Origin of the sequence: Yersinia massiliensis (assembly GCF_003048255.1) — a bacterium.
GTDB lineage: Bacteria > Pseudomonadota > Gammaproteobacteria > Enterobacterales > Enterobacteriaceae > Yersinia > Yersinia massiliensis_A.
Genome location: NZ_CP028488.1, coordinates 16,934 through 35,472 on the forward strand (window position 1 = coordinate 16,934; position 18,539 = coordinate 35,472).

Here is an 18,539-nt window from a genome sequence, read left to right on the forward strand (position 1 = left end):
ATTGTTTATAACTGCATTATTGCTTAAAGCAATTTTATTCAAACTTCCTGTTGTTTCAGCATGGCCACGGCGTCCTGCCCCGGCATTGAGAACTGCACCCGGTGGCGTGCCGCCACGTCCAGCGCAAATATCCGTGTGTAAACTTCAGTCGATTTCAGGCTTTTGTGACCCATCAGGCTTTGCAACACTTTGAGCGGCACCCCGGCGTACAGCAGGTGCATGGCGTAGCTGTGACGAAAGGTATGCGGTGTCACCGGTACCGAGAACGTTACCCCATCGGCGGCGGCCCGTGTTACGGCATCATTGAGCCAGGTGCGCACGGTGCGATCCGTTACCTCCCAGAGGCGGGCGGGCTCCATGCGACCGGTACGTTTATTTTTGCGCTCAAGTGGAATGCGCAGTGTAGCCACCATGCTGTTCAGTTGGTTGACGTAATGGCTGTCTGACAGGGGGACCAGGCGGTGAGTCACGACTTTCCTGGGCGGTGCGCCGGGACCGCGTTCGGCTTTGGCCTGGCGCTGTTTGAGGGTGGCCAGTGACACGTAAGGCTGGGCGGCATTCAGGTAAAAATCCCCGCGTGTCAGTGCCAGCGCTTCGTTGATACGTGCGCCAGTATTCCATAAGGTGGCAATGAGGGTTTGCTGGTACAGGTCAGGGATATAGTGCAGCAAAGCGCCCACCTCAACGGCCAGCAGGTACTCCGGCATGTCACCGTGGGTCTGCGCCATGCGCCGTAGCGCCAGGGCAGCGGGGTAGTCGATGGCAACAGGGAGTTGTGTCGCTGAAGCATGAGGCGGACTGTAAAGAGTTATGCCTGTCATTGTCGGTATATACCTCAGTTATCCTGTGTTTGCACATTCAGTGAGCCCAGGGGGCAAGTGCCATCCCGATGTAAAAGAGCGCTGTTATGTGTGGGCCATTTCTGGACGTTACCTGTCACCCCATGTCTGCCCGCATTTCTGCGTCAAGCTCCTGAAGGTATCGCAGGTTGACGTCTATTCCATCCAGACAGTCGGAAGCGGCCCCCATTTTTTCACCAAAAAGACGGGTGTTGATGCAACGGATACCGTCGAGGCTGCGTGTGCCGTCATTTCTCCGCGCATAACGGAAGTCGGTGGCGCACTGATCCACTTTATGAAGCTCATTAACCACTTCTTTTACTATGCAAAAATCAGAAGATCTGTACCGGTCATCGACTTCCAGTACCAGTTTTTGAGCCACGGTGCAGAGGGTGATCAGGTTATGATTGTCTTTTTTGTATGGATGTTGTGCTGGATCCTCTGCCAGTGGCAGTGCCAGCTCAATAATTTGCTTGAGGAGTAACTCGATATGATGCCGGTAAAGAAATAGCACAGGGTAAACCAGAAAATCCTGATCCCGGCCGGACTCGTCAATGTGCTGAATGAGGATATCCGCTGCCCTCCGGTAACCTTCGGTATACGCTGTTCCGTGATCCTGCATGTAATTAAGTCCGGCGTTATTGTGCCAGTCGCTGTCACTTGCCAGCAGTGTGGATGGTGCGTCTTTTTTTCTGTTCATTGCCACTCCGGGATGTTCTGTTGGTCAATTGCGCCAATTCGCTGATCAGTGCCGCAAATCCTGTCGCCCATGATTGTCATCGCCCTTTAAACGGTTTCACATGAACCGGTTAGGTAAACTCTTTTCGATACCCGTTTGACTCTCCCCGTCTGCATTGCCAGGGGAGGTGGCTGATTAATGCGCGCCGCCGTGCTCTTGCGCGATCTCTTCGGCGATGTGGCAGAACTGTTCGTGCTCGGTTTCCAGGTAGTGATAGTAGATACGTGCGTCGCGTTCGCTCAGTCCGCGCGGGTTGCCGCTAAAAAAGCCCTGCAGGGTATCTATGGCATGCCGATAGGTGGCCAAATCGTAAGACCAGTCGGCCAGTTCACCGGCGGCCTCCAATTCCTGCTCAAAACTGGCGTACTGCCGTGCCAGGGTATCGAGTCCAAGTCGGGTGGCGGCATGAATATTGCCCTGACTGGGATCGGCGATGGCATGGCGGATCTTTTCAAACTGATACCCAAATCCCTCTTTACCCGTAATAGACGCAAACATCTTTTTCTCCATGGGTCATTAACGGCAGTGAACACACTATAAGTCAGTGTGATTGATTATTTCATATTTAATAAATATCAAAATTAATAATAAGTTTGATTAAAATAAATTTATTAATTATCACTATATAAAAAGTCACGCTAAGAACAGTCACTGTTAGCAATTACCTAACCCGCCGTTTTCTCTGTTCCGACTTTTTCCCTATTTTCCGTTTTCGGAACCTTATCACACTCGCCGCGCCGTCAACAGCCCCCAAAGCGCCGCTGTCGGATAGTCTCCCAGGGTCAATAAACACAATATGCAGTAACTTAACACGACATATGGATACTAAATATAGTGGTTGTGCAAAAAATTGCCCGTCGTGGAGGCCAGATCCGCTTCTACCACTTTTCGGATCTTCCATAAAAAAGAGAGCGTCTGTATGTACGTTCTGTATCATATGTATTGTATGTATTGTATGTATTGTATGTGTTTTGTATTGTGTACAAAACGCGGGCAGGTTAAAATGTACACATCCCTTCTGAACGGAGCATTTCATGACTAACCTGCCTGCTGACACCGTCCGCCGTATTGAGGACGCCGCCGCGGCCCTCATTGCCGCCGGCAACCCGAACCCGACAAACGAACAGGTTCGCGCGCACCTCGGCGGCGGCTCCCTGTCGCATATCTCCCCAGTGATGCGGGAGTTTCGTGCCCGTCAGCGTGCGCTGGCCAGCGAACAACCGTCGGTGCTGCCGCCGGAGCTGGCACAGCTGCTGACCGGACAGTTGGCCCTGCTGTGGCAGGCTGCGGTGAAACAGGCAGAAGCCGGGACGCTGGCGGCCCGTGAACAGGCCGACGCCGATATCGGCCAGGCCGACCAAGAGCGGGATGAGGCGCTGGCGAAAGTAGCCATGATGGAAAGTGAACTGGCGGTGTTGCGGGAGGTAGTGACCGAACGTGACCGGCTGCTGGAGGAAGTGCGCGAACTGCGCGCGGAAGCCCTGCCGCTGCGCGAGCAGGTGGCCCGTCTGACCGCCACCGGCGAACACCTGACGGCTCAGTTGAAGGAAACCAAAAGCGAGCTGAAAGAGTCGCGTGCAGAAAACCGCACCCTGCAGGCCGAGCTGCTGATCCTGGCCAGAGCCGAGCCAAAAAGTGCTAAGGATACAAAATGACCCCTGAAATTAAACGCCGTATCCATGCCTTTCGCAACGCCCTGGTGCTGGCCGCAGACACCCGCTCGAACGAATGTTTTGCGATGGGCCGCTGGCTAATGGAGATGAATCATTTCCCGTACGGCTGTTGTGACCTGGCTAGCAACTTTCTGGCACAGTACCTGCAGGACTGCGACCCGTCCTTGCAGCCGGTTATTGTGCATATGATGGCGACGGAGGACTTCCGGGAAGAACGCCATTCAACTATCCATTCCCACGTGATCGTGAGGCTGGACGACTGGTACATCGATCTCACCCTGAACCAGTTTGAGGAGTACCGGAACCGGGTGATGATCGATAAAAGCTCCGGCACGCTGGGCACCCTGCTGAAACACATCCGGTCTCATGACGGGACAGTCACGGAGCGCGGCATTCAACTGGACACGAGGACGGAACGTGGCCGCGAACTCTATGCCTGGCTGCGCGTCACTGCGGACAACCTGCTGGATCAGATTGAGGGAGAAACCAGAACCGGGGAAAAAATCAAATGAGCACAGGAAAATCGGGTTCAGGCTGGCTCCGGAGCAGCCTTTATGTCGCCGTAACAGCAGCCACCGGTACTGCCTTGCTGATACTGCTGATTGTCCTCGTGTATGACCTCAGGCTCACCGGCAGTGCCGCCGACTGGCTGGCGACGGTTTTCAATGGCGTGATGGCTACAGCAGCGGTAGCGGCCTTCCTTGTGGCCAGGAGCTGGCTGCCCCAGTTGACCACTCAGGAGGGCTATAAAACCGCAATCGGTCTGGTCAACGACCAGTACAGTCAACTGGGCAAAGACCATCTGCCTGGGGTTGCCGCAGATAAAGCGGTGGAGGCGTTCCGGGAACAAGCTGAGGCTGGTCTGGGCACCAGTCTGGACAAGTATGACAACGCGGTTAACCTGCTGAGGGTCAGTCTTGAGGCCGTACAGTCCATAACGTCAGAGATCAATAACGCCCGTTTCTGCCTCGCCACCTATGGTCTCACCGAAGCGCCACGTTATAAGACTGACCTGGGGGCGATGGTGTCAGCTTTTGAAGCATCGCTTCCACTTGGAGAGGAGTTGCTGAAAAAGCTGAATTCCGATCTCAGTCATAGACGTATTGCCAACACAAAGACGCAGTCGAAAAGTGGGATGACCGAAGGATACATGTTGTGGATAACCAGGCTCGAGCAGGATGGTCAGCTGCTTCTGGCTCAATATGAATCCTACAACAGCGCTATCACGACGCTCCAGCAAGCACACGCCGCCGTCTTCGACAAGCGCCCGGCGATTGGTAAACTGTTTGTACCCGAGAGACGTAAATACCTGTCTTGAGGCCACCTCTGGAAAATCCGTCAACAGCACAATAAGCCCAGTTTTGGGCTTATTGTGTGTAGCTGATAATATGGGAGGATGCAACCAGATATCCACCTGAAGCTGCCATAACTTAGAAGGGGTCAGGAAGCTGAGGCTCAGCCTCGACGACTGGCACATATTCAATATGTTCTGCGTTATCCAGGTCCAGTAAGAAAATACTGTCATCAAAACTCAGTATATGAACCTCCGCATTTGCCCTGATCCCATCCATAAATCCTATCTCAAGAGTGGCGGTGTACTGTTCAGTGTGCCGATAGGTGTCATTTGAAACCTCAATGCCATAGTACACACGATCTTCTTTATCCCAGTTCGCCCTTGAATAATCCTCGAAATCGTATGAGGCCGTTAAATCAACCCCGAAAGTAACCTCATAAGTGGCGTCATCTTTATTGACGCCAATCAGCTGTACGTCATCAATGCTTACAGATGATATCTCTGTTTCGTAGATCTCAGGATCGTATTCGCTTGTGGATGCCGGTATGAATTCTGCGTCACGCAGTCGTTCCCGGGCCATTCTTATTACATCTTCTTTCATCTGTTCCAGCACGCTGTCTGCAAATGTTGATAACTCAGCCAGCTCTTCGTCATTCCTGTTAACCAAGTTAAGGAGCGCATCGATGCTTTTAAGATGGATAAAATTATCGTTAGCCTCTGCTACAGCAGCCATGTCCCCATCATTACTGACAACATAAACTTTGTGATGACGGGCTCTTGCCACGGCATCGATTGCAGCAAGTGAAAATGCGTCCGGGAACTCTGACTTTTTCGCCTCACGGTGGAACGGCGCAGTTCCGGAAAAATAATCATCAAATATCTGTTTCGGATTAACGCCAGCGACGGACACTGTTTCAGTTAATCCGTTATCTACTAAGGCAATGAATTTACTCATCGCCGCATTAAGGACAGCATCTGAGGTGATCTCCGGGAAAAGACCGCCCCCTGTAATCTCATCCGCTACACATAAAAAACTGCCGTTTTTGCGGAAATTTTTATGCTCCCGTACAGCCACCTCAGCGAGTTTTTTCAGATGAATTTCGATTTCTGTACGAACCACATCGGTAATAAGCAGGTGAATTTTTTCATCTTCAACAAGATCCTGAAGCCTACCCAAGACGAAATGACCAAACTGAAGCTTTTTTGTTTCGTATGCGGAAGTGTCAATAAAAACGAGTCTTGTCTGTAGCTCCATGTGGTCCTCTGACCATTGAATTTACAGAGCACTATATCAGCCGTAAAAGCAGAGATGAAGACCATGGCATACAGTAACAACCTCTGATTATAACGAGTTTCCAATACCCGACTTTGCCACTTTTCGGATCTTCCCGTCCGGGAAATAACAATGCGGTCAAAAAATATCAATTTAGCACCATATTGCAATATTAATTAAATGTATCGACACATGAATCATGTATGCATACTATGAATGCACTGTTATTGATAACATCATAAATTCGTCAGGGGATACATAATTGACCAGCATAAATGAAAATGAGGAAAAAGGCGTCACAAGGACACTGACTGTACGAAATGTACCAATTGACATCGATATAGAGCTTACCGAGCAAGCGAAAGCCGCCGGAAAGTCAAAAAGCGATTTTGTCAGGGAATTTCTGACCGCCTCTTTTGGCGATTTGATCCGCAACTTTATGCAGAGCAGCGGTCTGGTTGCGCTGATGGACAGAGACCTGGCGCAAATGATGAACGCCGGACTGGCCGACTACTGGTTTGACGGCGCACAGACGCTGGCCGAAAACCGTGCCTGGTGCCGTCTGTTGTGCATCCGCAGTGAAGACGATCTGCAGCGGATCATGCGCGACGGCGTCCCACTGCTGGAAATACGCGCAAAGCAGCTCAGCGAGCTCACGCATATTTCTCACGGCACCTCGCTGCTGTTCGCGCTTTTCGCCGAGGTTGCTACTCGTGAGTTACCGGTGATGCTTGCCGTTCACCACGAACTGTTTTTCTTACAGAGGGTGGAGGACTTTCTGGATGCGATTGATGAAATTCGTGCAGCCAGGCGTCTGCCGCCTGTGGAACGAAGGGTGTGTTGACGTTCTGAAACGAGAAAAGCCACCCCGAGGGATGGCTTTTCCAAACAACTATTGTCGCGTGAGACCTCTGTAAGAGGCGGCTCCGCCTTGATGTGGCTTATTACGCCATAAACTGACCGACTCGTCAACTCAATTAAAGGCTGATGTCGTTGCATGGCATAAGGAAAGGACAATGCGTAATTATATCTCTACCGAGCGTCTTGATATCTACGAACAGCATCTCAAAATTGAAGCACATCAGGTACTGGCTGCTTATCACTGGAATAAGGCTCTCGCGGGGGCGATGCTACCCGCAATGCAGTGTCTGGAGGTAACTCTGCGTAATGCCATAGATATGGCTATCCTGTCGCATCCGCCCACTGGTGCTAATGGCCTGTGGCTGACGGACCATAACTGGATCTTCAGTCTGCCACGTTATATGGGGAAAAAAGCAAACCCCAAACTCTCAAAGCGTTACAAGATGGCCAGAAAGGCGACTGACTCCCAAGATAATCATGGCGTTCTACTTGACCAGTATGGCCATCGGGTCATTGCCCGCAAGGTCCGTGAAGAAACTCTGGTTGATCAGGCCCGTGACACCATCGTTTCCGAAGGAAAAATTATCACTCCGGCACGGGTGATTGCCGGTATGAACTTTGGGTTCTGGACAACGTTGTTGAGCCATAAATATGAAGATAAGGCCAGTAAGTCACTGTTGTGGCCAAACCTAGAAACGGTGGTGTTTCCGAACCTGCCTGAGGGATATACAATGGCGGATATCCGTCAGGATTTTCATCGCATCAGGGCACTGCGTAACCGACTTTCTCATCATGAGGCACTCTGGAAATTTCACTATGATGATCCTGCCACAGGTTTGCCGGACTACGGTCAACCAGTCTACGGAGTTCAAGCAAGCTGTAGCCTGTTACGCAAGCATTATGATGACATGCTGGAAATGATTGGCTGGATGAGTCCCGACAGGAAGGCCAATTTCTTAAGTCATTCGGCGCATTTGCGATTTTATGCGCTTTGCTCAGTTGATGGGTTAAACAGCTATATCGAACCGTCGAAAATTAAAGCAAAAGTAACATTGTCCCGGGGAGGAAAAGCTCTCAACAGGATCATTAAGGTACTTGAAAGGCATGAGTTTATTCGTATCGTCAGAGGAGGACAGACTGTAATAACTTTTGGAGCGGACAGTTCAACTCATAGTGTAATTATGGTCAACGACCAGCTTGGCCGCCTCTAGCTTAAATTCTGCCGTGAAATATTTACCCATGTGATCACCTGTCGTGTAGTTGAGGCAGGGACATGATCTCCGATCAGGTGGCCAAATTCACTATGCCATTACAATTGCAGTCGGAGGATTGCAGTAAGGAGTAATCAGGAAAATGCTGCTAAAGCAGGTTGTTCAAATGTAAGATAGAGGAACATAACTGAATGCACAAAAGCAAAACAGGGAGTTAAACCTTGGCGACAAGAAGACCATATTACGGTAACGATAGGGATCAGGAATACTTTGAGCGCGTATTTCAGTCTGCAAATATCAATTTTCTTATTGGATCAGGTGCCTCGCTACCCGCTATAAATGTGCTTGCTAATATTGAAAAAGAATTACAAAAATTAATTAACAGTGAAAAAGAAAAAGAATATTTCGAGGAAGCATCTACATTTCTTAAATCAGTGTGGGTGGCTAATAATATTTTGATCGGAAGAGAGTATGAGTCGATACTTTATCCTCCGGATAAAGTTTCTAACACTAAAAAGACGGAAAAATATTATGCGGATTTTTTGTCTTCAATAGAAAAAATTCTTACCCGACGAAGGACGGGGTTGCTGCCCCGCCGGGTTAATATATTTACTACTAATTATGACCTTTTTATTGAGGATGCTGCAACAAAAAATCATAATATTGAGGTTAATGATGGGTTTAGTCGTCGAGTGAATATTTTTAATCAGTATTCTTTTGATGCCGGAAGTTTCTACCGAAGTATTCACGCCACCGGGAATTTGTATAACTATAGCGTTGAATTACCCACGGTAAACCTCATAAAACTGCACGGTTCGCTTTCATGGAAAAAAGAAGGAGATAATATAATATATTCTCTACAGGATTTACCGCCTCTAAAATTCAAAGGACCGATTCATACTAAAAATTGGGTAAATAAGCATGCTATAATTTTGCCGAGAAAAGAAAAATTTAAAGAGACTCTTCTCGAGAACGTATACTATGATTTATTACGCACATACTCTAACGAGCTCGATAAAGAAGGCACAGTCCTTATTGTATTCGGTTTTTCGTTCGCGGATGAGCATATTGAACTTCTGACGAAGAAAGCCTTGCGCAATGCGACGCTTAAAATTCTTATTTTTGCTTATAATGAATCCGCGCTGGATATGTTTGTAGATAAGTTCAGGGATTTCTCCAATGTGGAAATAGTGTATCTGCCTGGGGGAACGCTGGAATTTGGCAACCTCAATCACATTATTACGAACTATCTACGTGGTTAATGATGAATACTAATTTTGTCGATGAAGAATCTATTTTACGTGTCGGAGAAGTGTGCGAAGTTTCTGGCAGAATGGTTACGATCCTTGTGGATAAGAATAAGAACCTGAGTGACCTATTCTACCAAGGAAAGGTTTTAAAAAATGTTTCAGTAGGCAGCTTTATCGAGATCAAAAAAGGGTTTATGAGCCTTATCGGTAAGGTAGAAGCCGAAAAAATCATTGAAGAAAGGCAGTATCAGGGCAGCGGTAGTGATGCGCAGCGTTATCGGCGCTACTTGACCGCTACCTTATCCGGCTATATTGATCGTCAGGGCCGTTTTATCGGCGGCATGCGAGAACTTCCTCTAATAGGAAATGAGGCGTTCATTGTCACCGAAGAGCTGGTTCAGATAATCCATCAGATCACCGAGGCAGGGAAACCCGGGTTGCATTTTGCCCGTACCGATCTCGAAGATATTGATATTACCCTACCGGTCAGTGGTCTGATGAACTCGCATATCGCTATCTTTGGCAATACGGGTAGTGGAAAATCTAACACCCTGGCTGCGCTTTATAAGCACGGGTACAGTGCTATCTCAGACATATTGGGCAAATCATTTATCGAGAAAAGCAAATTCCTGTTATTTGATTTTAACGGGGAATACGGTGCTACGGAATGCATCACCGAGAATAAAGTTGTCTATAAACTTAATACGCACTCTGCGTCAGGGAATAAAATTCCGATGTCGGCCAGTATATTAGTAGAACACGAAATATTAAGTGTTTTAACTGATGCCACGGATAAGACGCAAAAACCCTTTCTAAAAAGGGTCTTAGACCTTAAGGCCAGTGTTGATGGAGCAGATGATCCAATAGAGTATTTCAGGAGTATTTTAAAAAAGAGGGTGAAGGAAACTCTTTTTGGCAGTGAAAAGTCGCGATGCGATACGGTTTTTGATTTTTTTAGACCAATTTTCAACGACCATGAAAAGATGATATCGGATTTAGAGTTTCAGTTTTCAAGAAAAGTTTGGTATACCAAAAAAGGTCATTACTTTGATACTGCTGATGATACAGAAGATTCTAATCTTTTCAAATTAGCATGTCATTACGAGTTTCCGGAAGATTTAATTGAAAATTTACTTTCTTTTATGTATCTCCAACTGATCTCTGAGTTCCTTTCAAATCGCTCAAACCCAGAGCATATTTCACCTGTTATTAACAGGATGAGAAGTAATAGGAAAGACATTGCCAAGATTTTTGATACCCGAGGTGTTACAGACTTTTGGAAGGAGGGGAATTTTGTGGTCATTGACCTCAATATGGTAAATATCACCATGAAAAAAATGCTCCCACTGATATTAGCAAAATGGGTCTATAACGAGAAAAAAAATGAGACAACAAAGTCCACGTTGAATATCATCATTGATGAGGCCCACAATATCCTTTCGAATACCTCATTTCGCGAAACGGAGAGCTGGAAAGATTACCGGCTGGAAACGTTTGAAGAGATTATCAAAGAAGGCAGAAAATTTGGCGTATTTGTCACCCTCTCCAGCCAGCGACCTAATGATATATCTTCAACCATCATCTCGCAGGCACACAATTATTTTATTCACCGGCTGATTAATCAGAATGATCTCTTTGCAATTGAGAAATCGGTATCCTACATCGACCGTATGACAGAAGAGTCTATCCCTACGCTATCCACTGGCACCTGTATTTTCAGCGGCGTCGCCTGCCCGATGCCATTGAAATTACGCATCACAGAGCTGGACAATAAGGCTAAGCCGCATAGCCATACAGTTTCATTTGAGGAACTGAAACAAGACAACAAACCGTAGATAATTACGGGTCTGTACAGGTTGGCGTTACGACAGCTGGGAGCAGTTCTTCTATCAGCTCTGTCACGAATGCTTCCACCTGCTGGGTCCCCAGGTGGTACGAATGGTTTAACTGAAAGTCAGTGCGCTTGATGAAGGCGTGACCGTCGACTACGCAGAGGAGATGCTGGACAACTATCTGCCTTATATTGCTCGCTCTTTTGTTTACAGCCCTGTGATAAGTCTCAATCCATATTACTTTGCCTGGGATGGCGCATGTAAGCTGCCTGACGAGGTGCTGGGGACTATCCGCGAGACGTTCGGGGCCTTTGCGAAAATTAACGCCCGCGCCCGCTTCGTGAAACTGACGTCAAAGTAGCTCAATGAAAACGAGATCACGTTACTTTGTACCGACTTTGAATACACTAATATGACTAAACCAGTATAAATTCGCCACTTAGCCCATGTTATGTGGGCTACTTCCCAATTTTTTCAGCTTATGAATATGAAAAAGCATATGCGTCCCATTCTCGTCGTTTATTCGTATTCCCAGCGGTTTTGCTGCCAGCATTCTCATTTCAGTGCAATTCATGCAAAAAGATGATCTGCCACTGTTGCTGCTTCATGAGTAAAACCGGCCCGTTTCAGTTTTTCCACCGTCTGTGCGGGGTAATAAGGCCTACTGACGCTGCTCGTCCAGATACCGTCTATCTCAGCCTGCCATATCTCACTCCCCTTGTTGGCCATCGCATTCATCTCCTCGAGATAATACGCAAACCGATGGTCGTGCTCTTCACAGAATAAGTCTCCTCCGGAATGCTGCAGAGCGGTGATACCGGCCAGTTTTTCTGGGGTTGCCCATTGCTTAAATAGCTGGCCGGCCTGCCCCAAATCTTTTTGGGCTGAGTCGAGGAAATTCAGTTCCTCTGACATTGGTACCGGGCCAGAAAACGTAGAGGCGATTTCTCTTCCATATATATACTCCCGTAGTTTTTTGGCCAGCACACTACAATCCCACGCAGTCTTCCAAATATCGTTAAGTTCTATGAAGTCTGCTTCTGACAGGCCCGGTACCGTAACGGATAATCCGATCATCCGCGCCGTATCGCGGGTTTTCTGGATTTTCGCAAAGGCTAAACTCAGTTCCTTTCCGCTGAGGCCATACGTTGTCGAGATCAACGTCTTTGCGGCAGTAAAGTTTGCAGCCCCCCACTGCTTCCTAGCAGGCAGCAGCTCTGCAATGGAGACAATATCGGCACGGCTAAGATTACGGGTAAACGTGCCTGTGCGATATTCGAGCCTCAAATAGCCCATCAGGTGGCGGATTTTTTCAAAGTGTTCTTTGATGTCCTTAAATTGCTCCTGTAGAACCAATACGTTAATCAGGCTGACGTCCGTGAGGTGTTTTACGGATAGGGTGTCGTAACTGTACCTGAACGTCTGCCCGGTCGGGTCGGTTTCGGCAATGCATTTTATATGTGCGTCGAGAGGCGCGGTTTCCTGGCTGAAACGGCGGTCTACTACTGCCGATTTTTGTACAAAATAGTCCCACAAATTCTTGATGTCGTGTTGACCTATCACACTGTTAACATCTGCAGTCAGCGGTCTATTACTCACTTTCGCGAGCTGGGTCAAATCCCCTATCAGGGCTTTTATTGTCAGCTCTACGGAGTGCCTCAAGTTAAAACAGATTGGATAGATCAACGTGTCCAGTGACCCCTTATGTTGAGTTAACCCTTCAATGAGCAGAACTACACTTTCGGCAAAACCGTCAGCATATTCATAAATACCGGGCGCACCATTATTACCAACACAGGCATTGAAATTTGATCGCTGTGGGTCTCCGCGAAACAGGGTGTTCCATTGGAAGCGGGGATGCAGCGACGCTGCGGAAGCGCTTGATGAAGATATGTTAGTCATATGTTCGTCTATTAAGATTGTATGAGATTTAATAGTTTACCTGTATCTATAGCAGGGGCATTACATATGTTATTGGGGAATTGGTAGTTCACGTTGTTCGTTCGATGGGGCAAATTATGACTTCCAAAGCCAGTATGCAGGTTCTGTTATTTTTCTAGGTATGATTGTGACGTTTGGCCATACGTAATTGTCATAGGCTTCGAGCAGGATGAAATTTGTATATATCTTTGTATTGCTATTTTGAATGAAAAACTAACTGGCACATCAAAATGGATAGACTTATAATGAATGTAAGATTATGTCTTACATGAGGTGTTTATGGCCAGGACAATGACAGTAGATGTTGGCGAGGAACTTCGCGACTTCATCGATTCGCTGGTTAGCGCAGGTGATTATAGAACTCAAAGCGAAGTGCTCCGTGATGCTTTGCGTTTATTGCGTGAAAAGCAGGCTGAGTCCCATTTGCAATCATTACGGGACTTGTTGGCTGAAGGGGTGAGTAGCGGCACTCCAGAAACATGGAGTAAAGATGTATTCCTACAGCGAATAAAGGAAAGGGTTAATCTGAATGAAAGAGATTAATCTGACACCGAAAGCAATTGATGATTTGGAAAATATTTGGCTTTATGGTCAGGTACAATTTGGTGTAGCCAAGGCGGACGAATATGTCGCTCGCTTTTCTGAAATATTTGATATTTTGGCCAGACATGAAATTGGTACACAACGACCTGAGTTAGGTGAAAATATTTATTCACTCCCTATTGAGAAGCATGTGATTTTTTTCGTTCCTTCAGAGTCTTCTATCACTGTAATTCGTATTCTTAATCAATCACAAGATGTAAATCGTCACATTTCTTGGCGATAGAACTCCAGTCTAGGTACAAGGGCAGGACTATGCCCTGCCTTCTTATGGTCAAAAACCAAGCCAACTAATACCGCCAGCTACAGAAACCTTATATCAAGCCCGTTCTAGGCAACATCTACATTGAAATGTAGTGGCCTTAGCTCTGAAAAATCTCTCAGATTTCACGTAGCGTGATCGATATTCATGCGCATGCTCTTATTCTGATATGGAGATCTGCAACTAAAAATAAAATTCAGTTTATTTTAGAGTAAAAAATTTACATTACCGCCTATGTGTAGCATTATCGTGTATATTCTTAAATGCTACATGTTGAGGTGTTTTGTGACGGTAAATACTAAGCAAATCTATAGAGTGGCTGAGCGCTCTGAACACATGCTCACTCTTCTGACCAAACAGATTAAAGAACAAAAGGAAGAGCTGGAAGAAACGACTTATTTCCAGACTTATGCCAAGGCTGCTGTTGCCAAATTACCTAAATTGACTCGCGCAAGTGTTGACTATGCTGTCACCGAAATGGAAGAGCAAGGTTACACATTTTTGAAGAAGCCGGCAGGTACATCTATAAAATATGCAATGTCACTGCAAAATATTATAGATATTTATCACCATCGTGGTGTTCCTAAATACCGTGATCGCCACGATGAAGCCTTCACGATTTTTGTTGGTAATTTGAAAGGCGGCGTATCGAAAACAGTTAGTTCGGTTTCACTTGCTCATGGATTACGTGCCCACCCTCACCTACTTTATGAAGATTTAAGAATTCTGGTTATCGACCTTGATCCTCAATCTTCAGCTACAATGTTTCTAAATCACTCTCGTTCTATTGGGGCTGTAGATACAACCTCTGCTCAGGCAATGCTACAGAATGTATCCCGCGAAGAACTTTTGTCTGAATTTGTCATTTCTTCTATTGTGCCGGGTGTTGATGTTATCCCTGCTTCTATTGAAGATGCATTTATTGCATCGCAATGGAAAGAGCTATGTTCCGAACATTTACCTGGACAGAATATCTATACCGTTCTTAAAGAGAATATTATTGATAAACTCAAGAAGGATTATGACTTTATCTTTATCGATAGTGGCCCACATCTCGATGCTTTCCTGAGTAATGCTATTGCTGCATCGAACTTGCTTATGACGCCGATCCCCCCTGCCCAAGTCGATTTCCACTCCACCTTAAAGTATCTCACTCGTCTTCCTGAACTTATTGAGATGATAGAAAAATCAGGGGCTAAGTATCCCCTTCAGGGCAATATAGGATTTATGTCTAAATTGCAGAATAAATCTGACCACAAACTTTGTCATAGCCTGGCCAAAGAGATATTTGGAGGGGATATGTTGGATGTGGCCCTACCACGCCTTGATGGTTTTGAACGATGTGGCGAATCTTTTGATACGGTTATTTCCGCCAACCCCTCGACCTATGTTGGCAGCAGTGAAGCATTAAAAAATGCTCGTGCTGCGGCGGAAGATTTTGCTAAAGCTGTATTCGATCGCATCGAATTTATTCGGATGAACTGAGGTATTCCATGACAAAAAAACGCCCAACCATCGGCCGGACATTTAGTGGTTCCCCTTTGTCCAATGTATCAACTGATAATTATCGCCAGATTTTTACTCTTGCCTCAGGGAAAAAAGTTGTCTTCATGTTTGAAACTATTCCAGCAGAAGATATTGCTGAACGCTCATTTGTATCTCTAGCCACAAATGGTAGAGATCAAGCCGGTGTTACAGAGGAGTCACTTCAGGACATTATCAGGACCATTCGTTTTCAACAATTTTTCCCGGCAATTGGACGTATAATTGACGGAAAAATTGAAATTCTCGACGGGTCACGTCGCAGAGCTGCCGCATTGATTTGCCATGTCGATCTCAATGTGCTGGTTACTCAAGACGATATTGATATGGATGATGCGAGAAAACTCGCCGCTGATATTCAAACTGCAAAAGAACATAATTTACGTGAGATTGGATTAAGGCTTTTACTTCTCCGCGATTCAGGCATGAACCAAAAGGAGATAGCCCAATCGGAACGCCTATCTTCTGCGAAAGTTACTCGAGCTATTCAGGCCGCATCGGTACCTGAGATGATGTTAGAACTTTTCCCTGTTCAATATGAACTAACCTATCCAGATTATAAATTCTTGCTCGATATTGATGAACAATTACGGCTGCGTAGTCTCGAACTAGAAACATTCGTTGATTCGGTTAGGAAGCAAATAGAAAAAATTCCTAATGCTAATGAGCTGGTCTCTGATGAACTGAAAAATGAAATAATAAAATCGTTTCGACATGTTTTAGACGGGATTTTAGCTAAGCCTGAAAAAGAGGCTGCTGTTGTTGAAAAATTATGGGACTTTGAAGAAAAAGATAAATACGCTCGAAAACGTATCAAGGGACGCACTTTTAGCTATGAGTTCAGCCGTTTGCCAAAAGAGTTGCAGGTAGAACTTGACCGACTTATTTTGCACACAATGAAGAAACATTTATCACAGTAATTCTATCAATGAAGTGGCGATTTCAGGCTGAAATCGCCACTGAAATCAGTACTGTAATCTGCTTGATTTTATATCCACTCATGAAAATTCGCCATCAAATAAAATTCATTAATCAATTGTTTTATATTGATATTTTGTTTTTATTTCAGGGTGAAATCGCCAGTAACTCAATAAAGTTAATCTATTGAAAGTAGGCGCGTTAGCTATGGCGAACTTTTATGGTTATGGCTCGAAATATTATGCGCCTTTTCTCCTTTCATCAAATTTGGTTAAATAAAGAAAGTTAGCCACTGCAGATTTTGACAACAGATGTTTGTCGTATCTTTTTTTACTACATATTAAGCACTATTACACTTATCCTGATGCACTTGAATGACTCTATGCGTTGAGTGTTTGGACCTAAGCGAAAACGAAATTTGGTCATACTCGATGAGTTTTGGTCGTTAGTTTCATAGCTGTACTTTTGGTAAATCTCCCCAGCGGGTTGTATAAGCCGGGGAGAGCATTTGCCGTTTCATCTTCCAGCCTTTATCAATACCTTGTCCCGTAAACCACACCTTTCCAATCCCTTCTCGGTTTATGCGGTCGATAACATTCATCAACTGTTCACTATTGGCTCTTGGCGGTGTTTCGTCAAACATGTCTATCTGACCTGGACGGCTACAAAAATCATTCAGGATTATCCCTGCTTTTTGGTATCGATACCCATCACGCCAAATTTTTCCAGTGCTCTCATCGAGGCCGCCACAATATCTCGTGTGTCCTGGGTGGCCAGCATTAATCGATGGTTGGCATTGTTGCTGTAAAACGGTTCATTCGAATACGGACTGGTACGAATAAAGACGCTGATATAACGGCAATATTGCCGTTCCAGCCGCAGTTTTTCCGCCGCTCGCTCCGCGTACTGGCACACAGCCTGGCGCATATCCTGTAATGTTGTGATACGTTCCCCAAAACTCCGGCTGCATATGATTTGCTGTTTAGCGGGGAGTGCATCGATGGAGATACACTGTGTACCATTAAGTTCCCTCACTGTTCGCTCAACGACAACACCCAATGTTTTCTTTATCAGCTGAAGGTTGGCGTCAGCCAGCTGCAACACCGTTTCTATTCCCATCGTCTTGAGTTTTATGCTTAGCTGGCGACCAATTCCCCAGACTTCCTCTACCGGTAAAAGGGCCATCAACTTGCGTTGCCTCTCTCTGTCTGACAAGTCAACAACACCGCCGGTAGCCGGCCATTTTTTCGCACCGTGGTTGGCGAGTTTGGCCAGAGTAAGAGTCTGGCCGATGCCGATCCCGGACAATAAGCCTGTTTGTTGAAATACGGTATCTCGCACACGCTTTCCGTAGCTGGCCAGCGGCTCACAATGTTCGATACCATCAATCATCAAAAATGCTTCATCGATACTGTAGACAGTCAGCGATGGCGCTAACGATTCCAGGATAGTTGTAACGGCTCGCAATCGAAATCCCCCAGGCTCGCAATCAGCGCTATTTTCGGCTCAGATTAAGTGACAATGAAAATGGCTTCGGGCTCACATTAAGTGATAATGAGCTCGCTTTTATCTTTTTCCGGCTCGCAATCCATTACGCCGGGCTCACAATAACTGCAAATGAAATTCGTCATATCAGTAGGGCGTGTGCAAAGTTGTTTAACGGTAAATTCTCCATCTAAAGCAGCGATAACAATATCGCCATGTTCTGCTTGAAGAGATTTGTCGACCACAAGAAGATCGCCTGAAAGGATGCCCGCTTGAACCATAGATTCCCCCTGTGCAATCAAATAGAACGTAGATACAGGATGAGGCACGCAGTAATCGTTTAGATCTAAGGATTGCTCAATATAGTCCTGGGCTGGAGAGGGAAATCCGGCCACACAGTGATCGGCGAATAATGGAATAGTTGAAGTTGGTAAATCGATGCCCGCTAAGGATAGGAATTGAATTTTCATGGTGTGGCCCATCATTACTGTATGCATATGAGTCTCCCACCATGATCGGGGAAGACCCATGCATATACAGTAATGATGGCCGGAATTATCTCAATAGCAAGTAAGAGAACAACGCCGTATCAGGTCTTCGACCTAACATAATAATTTCAGAACAAATTAACTTCCGGCTATTCCTGCAATTCTCGGTGTACGCATTTTCTTATTCTCCCGCCCCGCTAAACAGTTCCACCGCCAGGCATGACAACAAGTGTGCGCTATCGCCGTCTACTACATCCGTTCTCACTCCCTGCGGTCGTTGCGCTGCGGCTTTGCAGACGCACTTGCAATCACGCTTATCTGGCAGAGGCCC

The 18,539-nt window shown here is 46.2% G+C and carries 20 protein-coding genes; 12 read left to right on the forward strand and 8 right to left on the reverse strand.

Annotated features, from left to right (window positions below):
• Positions 1 to 38 precede the first annotated feature (38 nt).
• The 3 genes from DA391_RS23220 to DA391_RS23230 form a co-directional block, all read right to left on the reverse strand.
• Positions 39 to 821 carry a tyrosine-type recombinase/integrase gene (locus tag DA391_RS23220; protein WP_088130866.1) on the reverse strand — a complete coding sequence of 261 codons (783 nt, stop codon included), beginning with the start codon at positions 819 to 821 and terminating at the stop codon, positions 39 to 41.
• Positions 822 to 936: 115 nt separating this feature from the next.
• Entirely contained in the window at positions 937 to 1,539 is a 603-nt protein-coding gene (locus DA391_RS23225) for a hypothetical protein (RefSeq protein WP_088130865.1), read from the reverse strand.
• A gap of 174 nt (positions 1,540 to 1,713) precedes the next feature.
• Positions 1,714 to 2,076: a hypothetical protein gene (locus tag DA391_RS23230; RefSeq protein WP_088130864.1), complete on the reverse strand. Its 363-nt coding sequence runs from the start codon at positions 2,074 to 2,076 to the stop codon at positions 1,714 to 1,716.
• Between the two features lie 536 nt (positions 2,077 to 2,612).
• Here DA391_RS23230 and DA391_RS23240 point away from each other — a divergent pair.
• The 3 genes from DA391_RS23240 to DA391_RS23250 are packed head-to-tail and all read left to right on the forward strand — an operon-like array spanning position 2,613 to position 4,569.
• On the forward strand, positions 2,613 to 3,233 hold the full coding sequence (locus DA391_RS23240; protein ID WP_088130863.1) for a DNA-binding protein: 621 nt from the start codon (positions 2,613 to 2,615) through the stop codon (positions 3,231 to 3,233).
• Positions 3,230 to 3,763, forward strand: a complete 534-nt coding sequence (locus tag DA391_RS23245; protein ID WP_088130862.1) for a hypothetical protein — start codon at positions 3,230 to 3,232, stop codon at positions 3,761 to 3,763. The genes DA391_RS23240 and DA391_RS23245 overlap by 4 nt, the downstream gene beginning before the upstream one ends.
• Positions 3,760 to 4,569, forward strand: coding sequence for a hypothetical protein (locus tag DA391_RS23250; RefSeq protein ID WP_108088328.1), 810 nt, complete (start codon positions 3,760 to 3,762; stop codon positions 4,567 to 4,569). Before DA391_RS23245 ends, DA391_RS23250 begins: the two co-directional genes overlap by 4 nt.
• 112 nt (positions 4,570 to 4,681) lie before the next feature.
• Here the strand turns inward: DA391_RS23250 and DA391_RS23255 are convergent, their stop codons facing one another.
• Positions 4,682 to 5,800: a PIN domain-containing protein gene (locus DA391_RS23255; RefSeq protein ID WP_108088329.1), complete on the reverse strand. Its 1,119-nt coding sequence runs from the start codon at positions 5,798 to 5,800 to the stop codon at positions 4,682 to 4,684.
• A gap of 280 nt (positions 5,801 to 6,080) precedes the next feature.
• Between DA391_RS23255 and DA391_RS23260 the strand changes: the two genes are divergently transcribed.
• From DA391_RS23260 to DA391_RS23280, 5 genes are all read left to right on the forward strand, one after another.
• Positions 6,081 to 6,662 carry a hypothetical protein gene (locus DA391_RS23260; RefSeq protein ID WP_108088330.1) on the forward strand — a complete coding sequence of 194 codons (582 nt, stop codon included), beginning with the start codon at positions 6,081 to 6,083 and terminating at the stop codon, positions 6,660 to 6,662.
• A gap of 172 nt (positions 6,663 to 6,834) precedes the next feature.
• Positions 6,835 to 7,890 carry an Abi family protein gene (locus DA391_RS23265; RefSeq protein WP_088130858.1) on the forward strand — a complete coding sequence of 352 codons (1,056 nt, stop codon included), beginning with the start codon at positions 6,835 to 6,837 and terminating at the stop codon, positions 7,888 to 7,890.
• A 221-nt stretch (positions 7,891 to 8,111) separates the two neighbouring features.
• Positions 8,112 to 9,152 carry an SIR2 family protein gene (locus DA391_RS23270; RefSeq protein WP_088130857.1) on the forward strand — a complete coding sequence of 347 codons (1,041 nt, stop codon included), beginning with the start codon at positions 8,112 to 8,114 and terminating at the stop codon, positions 9,150 to 9,152.
• A gap of 2 nt (positions 9,153 to 9,154) precedes the next feature.
• Complete coding sequence (locus DA391_RS23275; RefSeq protein WP_088130856.1) at positions 9,155 to 10,975, forward strand: ATP-binding protein; 1,821 nt, start codon at positions 9,155 to 9,157, stop codon at positions 10,973 to 10,975.
• 163 nt (positions 10,976 to 11,138) lie between these two features.
• Positions 11,139 to 11,333: a hypothetical protein gene (locus DA391_RS23280; protein WP_088130855.1), complete on the forward strand. Its 195-nt coding sequence runs from the start codon at positions 11,139 to 11,141 to the stop codon at positions 11,331 to 11,333.
• Positions 11,334 to 11,542: 209 nt separating this feature from the next.
• Here the strand turns inward: DA391_RS23280 and DA391_RS23285 are convergent, their stop codons facing one another.
• The gene (locus DA391_RS23285) at positions 11,543 to 12,874 is read right to left on the reverse strand and encodes a hypothetical protein (RefSeq protein ID WP_088130854.1); all 1,332 of its coding nucleotides are present in this window, start codon (positions 12,872 to 12,874) and stop codon (positions 11,543 to 11,545) included.
• Positions 12,875 to 13,192: 318 nt separating this feature from the next.
• On the opposite strand from DA391_RS23285, the gene DA391_RS23290 reads away from it, so the two are divergent.
• From DA391_RS23290 to DA391_RS23305, 4 genes are all read left to right on the forward strand, one after another.
• Positions 13,193 to 13,456 (forward strand): type II toxin-antitoxin system ParD family antitoxin, encoded by a 264-nt coding sequence (locus tag DA391_RS23290; protein WP_088130853.1) that lies wholly within the window; start codon positions 13,193 to 13,195, stop codon positions 13,454 to 13,456.
• Positions 13,443 to 13,739 carry a type II toxin-antitoxin system RelE/ParE family toxin gene (locus tag DA391_RS23295; protein WP_108088331.1) on the forward strand — a complete coding sequence of 99 codons (297 nt, stop codon included), beginning with the start codon at positions 13,443 to 13,445 and terminating at the stop codon, positions 13,737 to 13,739. The genes DA391_RS23290 and DA391_RS23295 overlap by 14 nt, the downstream gene beginning before the upstream one ends.
• Before the next feature lie 306 nt (positions 13,740 to 14,045).
• Positions 14,046 to 15,260, forward strand: coding sequence for an AAA family ATPase (locus DA391_RS23300; protein WP_264192669.1), 1,215 nt, complete (start codon positions 14,046 to 14,048; stop codon positions 15,258 to 15,260).
• A gap of 8 nt (positions 15,261 to 15,268) precedes the next feature.
• Positions 15,269 to 16,237, forward strand: a complete 969-nt coding sequence (locus tag DA391_RS23305; protein ID WP_088130851.1) for a ParB family protein — start codon at positions 15,269 to 15,271, stop codon at positions 16,235 to 16,237.
• 449 nt (positions 16,238 to 16,686) lie between these two features.
• Here the strand turns inward: DA391_RS23305 and DA391_RS24560 are convergent, their stop codons facing one another.
• From DA391_RS24560 to umuD, 3 genes are all read right to left on the reverse strand, one after another.
• Entirely contained in the window at positions 16,687 to 16,878 is a 192-nt protein-coding gene (locus DA391_RS24560; RefSeq protein WP_226720718.1) for a DUF4113 domain-containing protein, read from the reverse strand.
• Between the two features lie 38 nt (positions 16,879 to 16,916).
• Positions 16,917 to 17,702 carry a hypothetical protein gene (locus tag DA391_RS23315; RefSeq protein WP_226720719.1) on the reverse strand — a complete coding sequence of 262 codons (786 nt, stop codon included), beginning with the start codon at positions 17,700 to 17,702 and terminating at the stop codon, positions 16,917 to 16,919.
• A gap of 77 nt (positions 17,703 to 17,779) precedes the next feature.
• Complete coding sequence (gene umuD / locus DA391_RS23320) at positions 17,780 to 18,190, reverse strand: translesion error-prone DNA polymerase V autoproteolytic subunit (RefSeq protein ID WP_088130874.1); 411 nt, start codon at positions 18,188 to 18,190, stop codon at positions 17,780 to 17,782.
• Between the last annotated feature and the right edge of the window lie 349 nt (positions 18,191 to 18,539).

Excerpts from the sequence above, each read along its gene's own strand:
- DA391_RS23220 (WP_088130866.1), bottom strand. The coding sequence starts at position 821 with ATGACAGGCATAACTCTTTACAGTCCGCCTCATGCTTCAGCGACACAA.
- DA391_RS23225 (WP_088130865.1), bottom strand. The coding sequence starts at position 1,539 with ATGAACAGAAAAAAAGACGCACCATCCACACTGCTGGCAAGTGACAGC.
- DA391_RS23230 (WP_088130864.1), bottom strand. The coding sequence starts at position 2,076 with ATGTTTGCGTCTATTACGGGTAAAGAGGGATTTGGGTATCAGTTTGAA.
- DA391_RS23240 (WP_088130863.1), top strand. The coding sequence starts at position 2,613 with ATGACTAACCTGCCTGCTGACACCGTCCGCCGTATTGAGGACGCCGCC.
- DA391_RS23245 (WP_088130862.1), top strand. The coding sequence starts at position 3,230 with ATGACCCCTGAAATTAAACGCCGTATCCATGCCTTTCGCAACGCCCTG.
- DA391_RS23250 (WP_108088328.1), top strand. The coding sequence starts at position 3,760 with ATGAGCACAGGAAAATCGGGTTCAGGCTGGCTCCGGAGCAGCCTTTAT.
- DA391_RS23255 (WP_108088329.1), bottom strand. The coding sequence starts at position 5,800 with ATGGAGCTACAGACAAGACTCGTTTTTATTGACACTTCCGCATACGAA.
- DA391_RS23265 (WP_088130858.1), top strand. The coding sequence starts at position 6,835 with ATGCGTAATTATATCTCTACCGAGCGTCTTGATATCTACGAACAGCAT.
- DA391_RS23275 (WP_088130856.1), top strand. The coding sequence starts at position 9,155 with ATGAATACTAATTTTGTCGATGAAGAATCTATTTTACGTGTCGGAGAA.
- DA391_RS23280 (WP_088130855.1), top strand. The coding sequence starts at position 11,139 with ATGCTGGACAACTATCTGCCTTATATTGCTCGCTCTTTTGTTTACAGC.
- DA391_RS23285 (WP_088130854.1), bottom strand. The coding sequence starts at position 12,874 with ATGACTAACATATCTTCATCAAGCGCTTCCGCAGCGTCGCTGCATCCC.
- DA391_RS23290 (WP_088130853.1), top strand. The coding sequence starts at position 13,193 with ATGGCCAGGACAATGACAGTAGATGTTGGCGAGGAACTTCGCGACTTC.
- DA391_RS23295 (WP_108088331.1), top strand. The coding sequence starts at position 13,443 with ATGAAAGAGATTAATCTGACACCGAAAGCAATTGATGATTTGGAAAAT.
- DA391_RS23300 (WP_264192669.1), top strand. The coding sequence starts at position 14,046 with ATGTTGAGGTGTTTTGTGACGGTAAATACTAAGCAAATCTATAGAGTG.
- DA391_RS23305 (WP_088130851.1), top strand. The coding sequence starts at position 15,269 with ATGACAAAAAAACGCCCAACCATCGGCCGGACATTTAGTGGTTCCCCT.
- DA391_RS24560 (WP_226720718.1), bottom strand. The coding sequence starts at position 16,878 with ATGTTTGACGAAACACCGCCAAGAGCCAATAGTGAACAGTTGATGAAT.
- umuD (WP_088130874.1), bottom strand. The coding sequence starts at position 18,190 with ATGAAAATTCAATTCCTATCCTTAGCGGGCATCGATTTACCAACTTCA.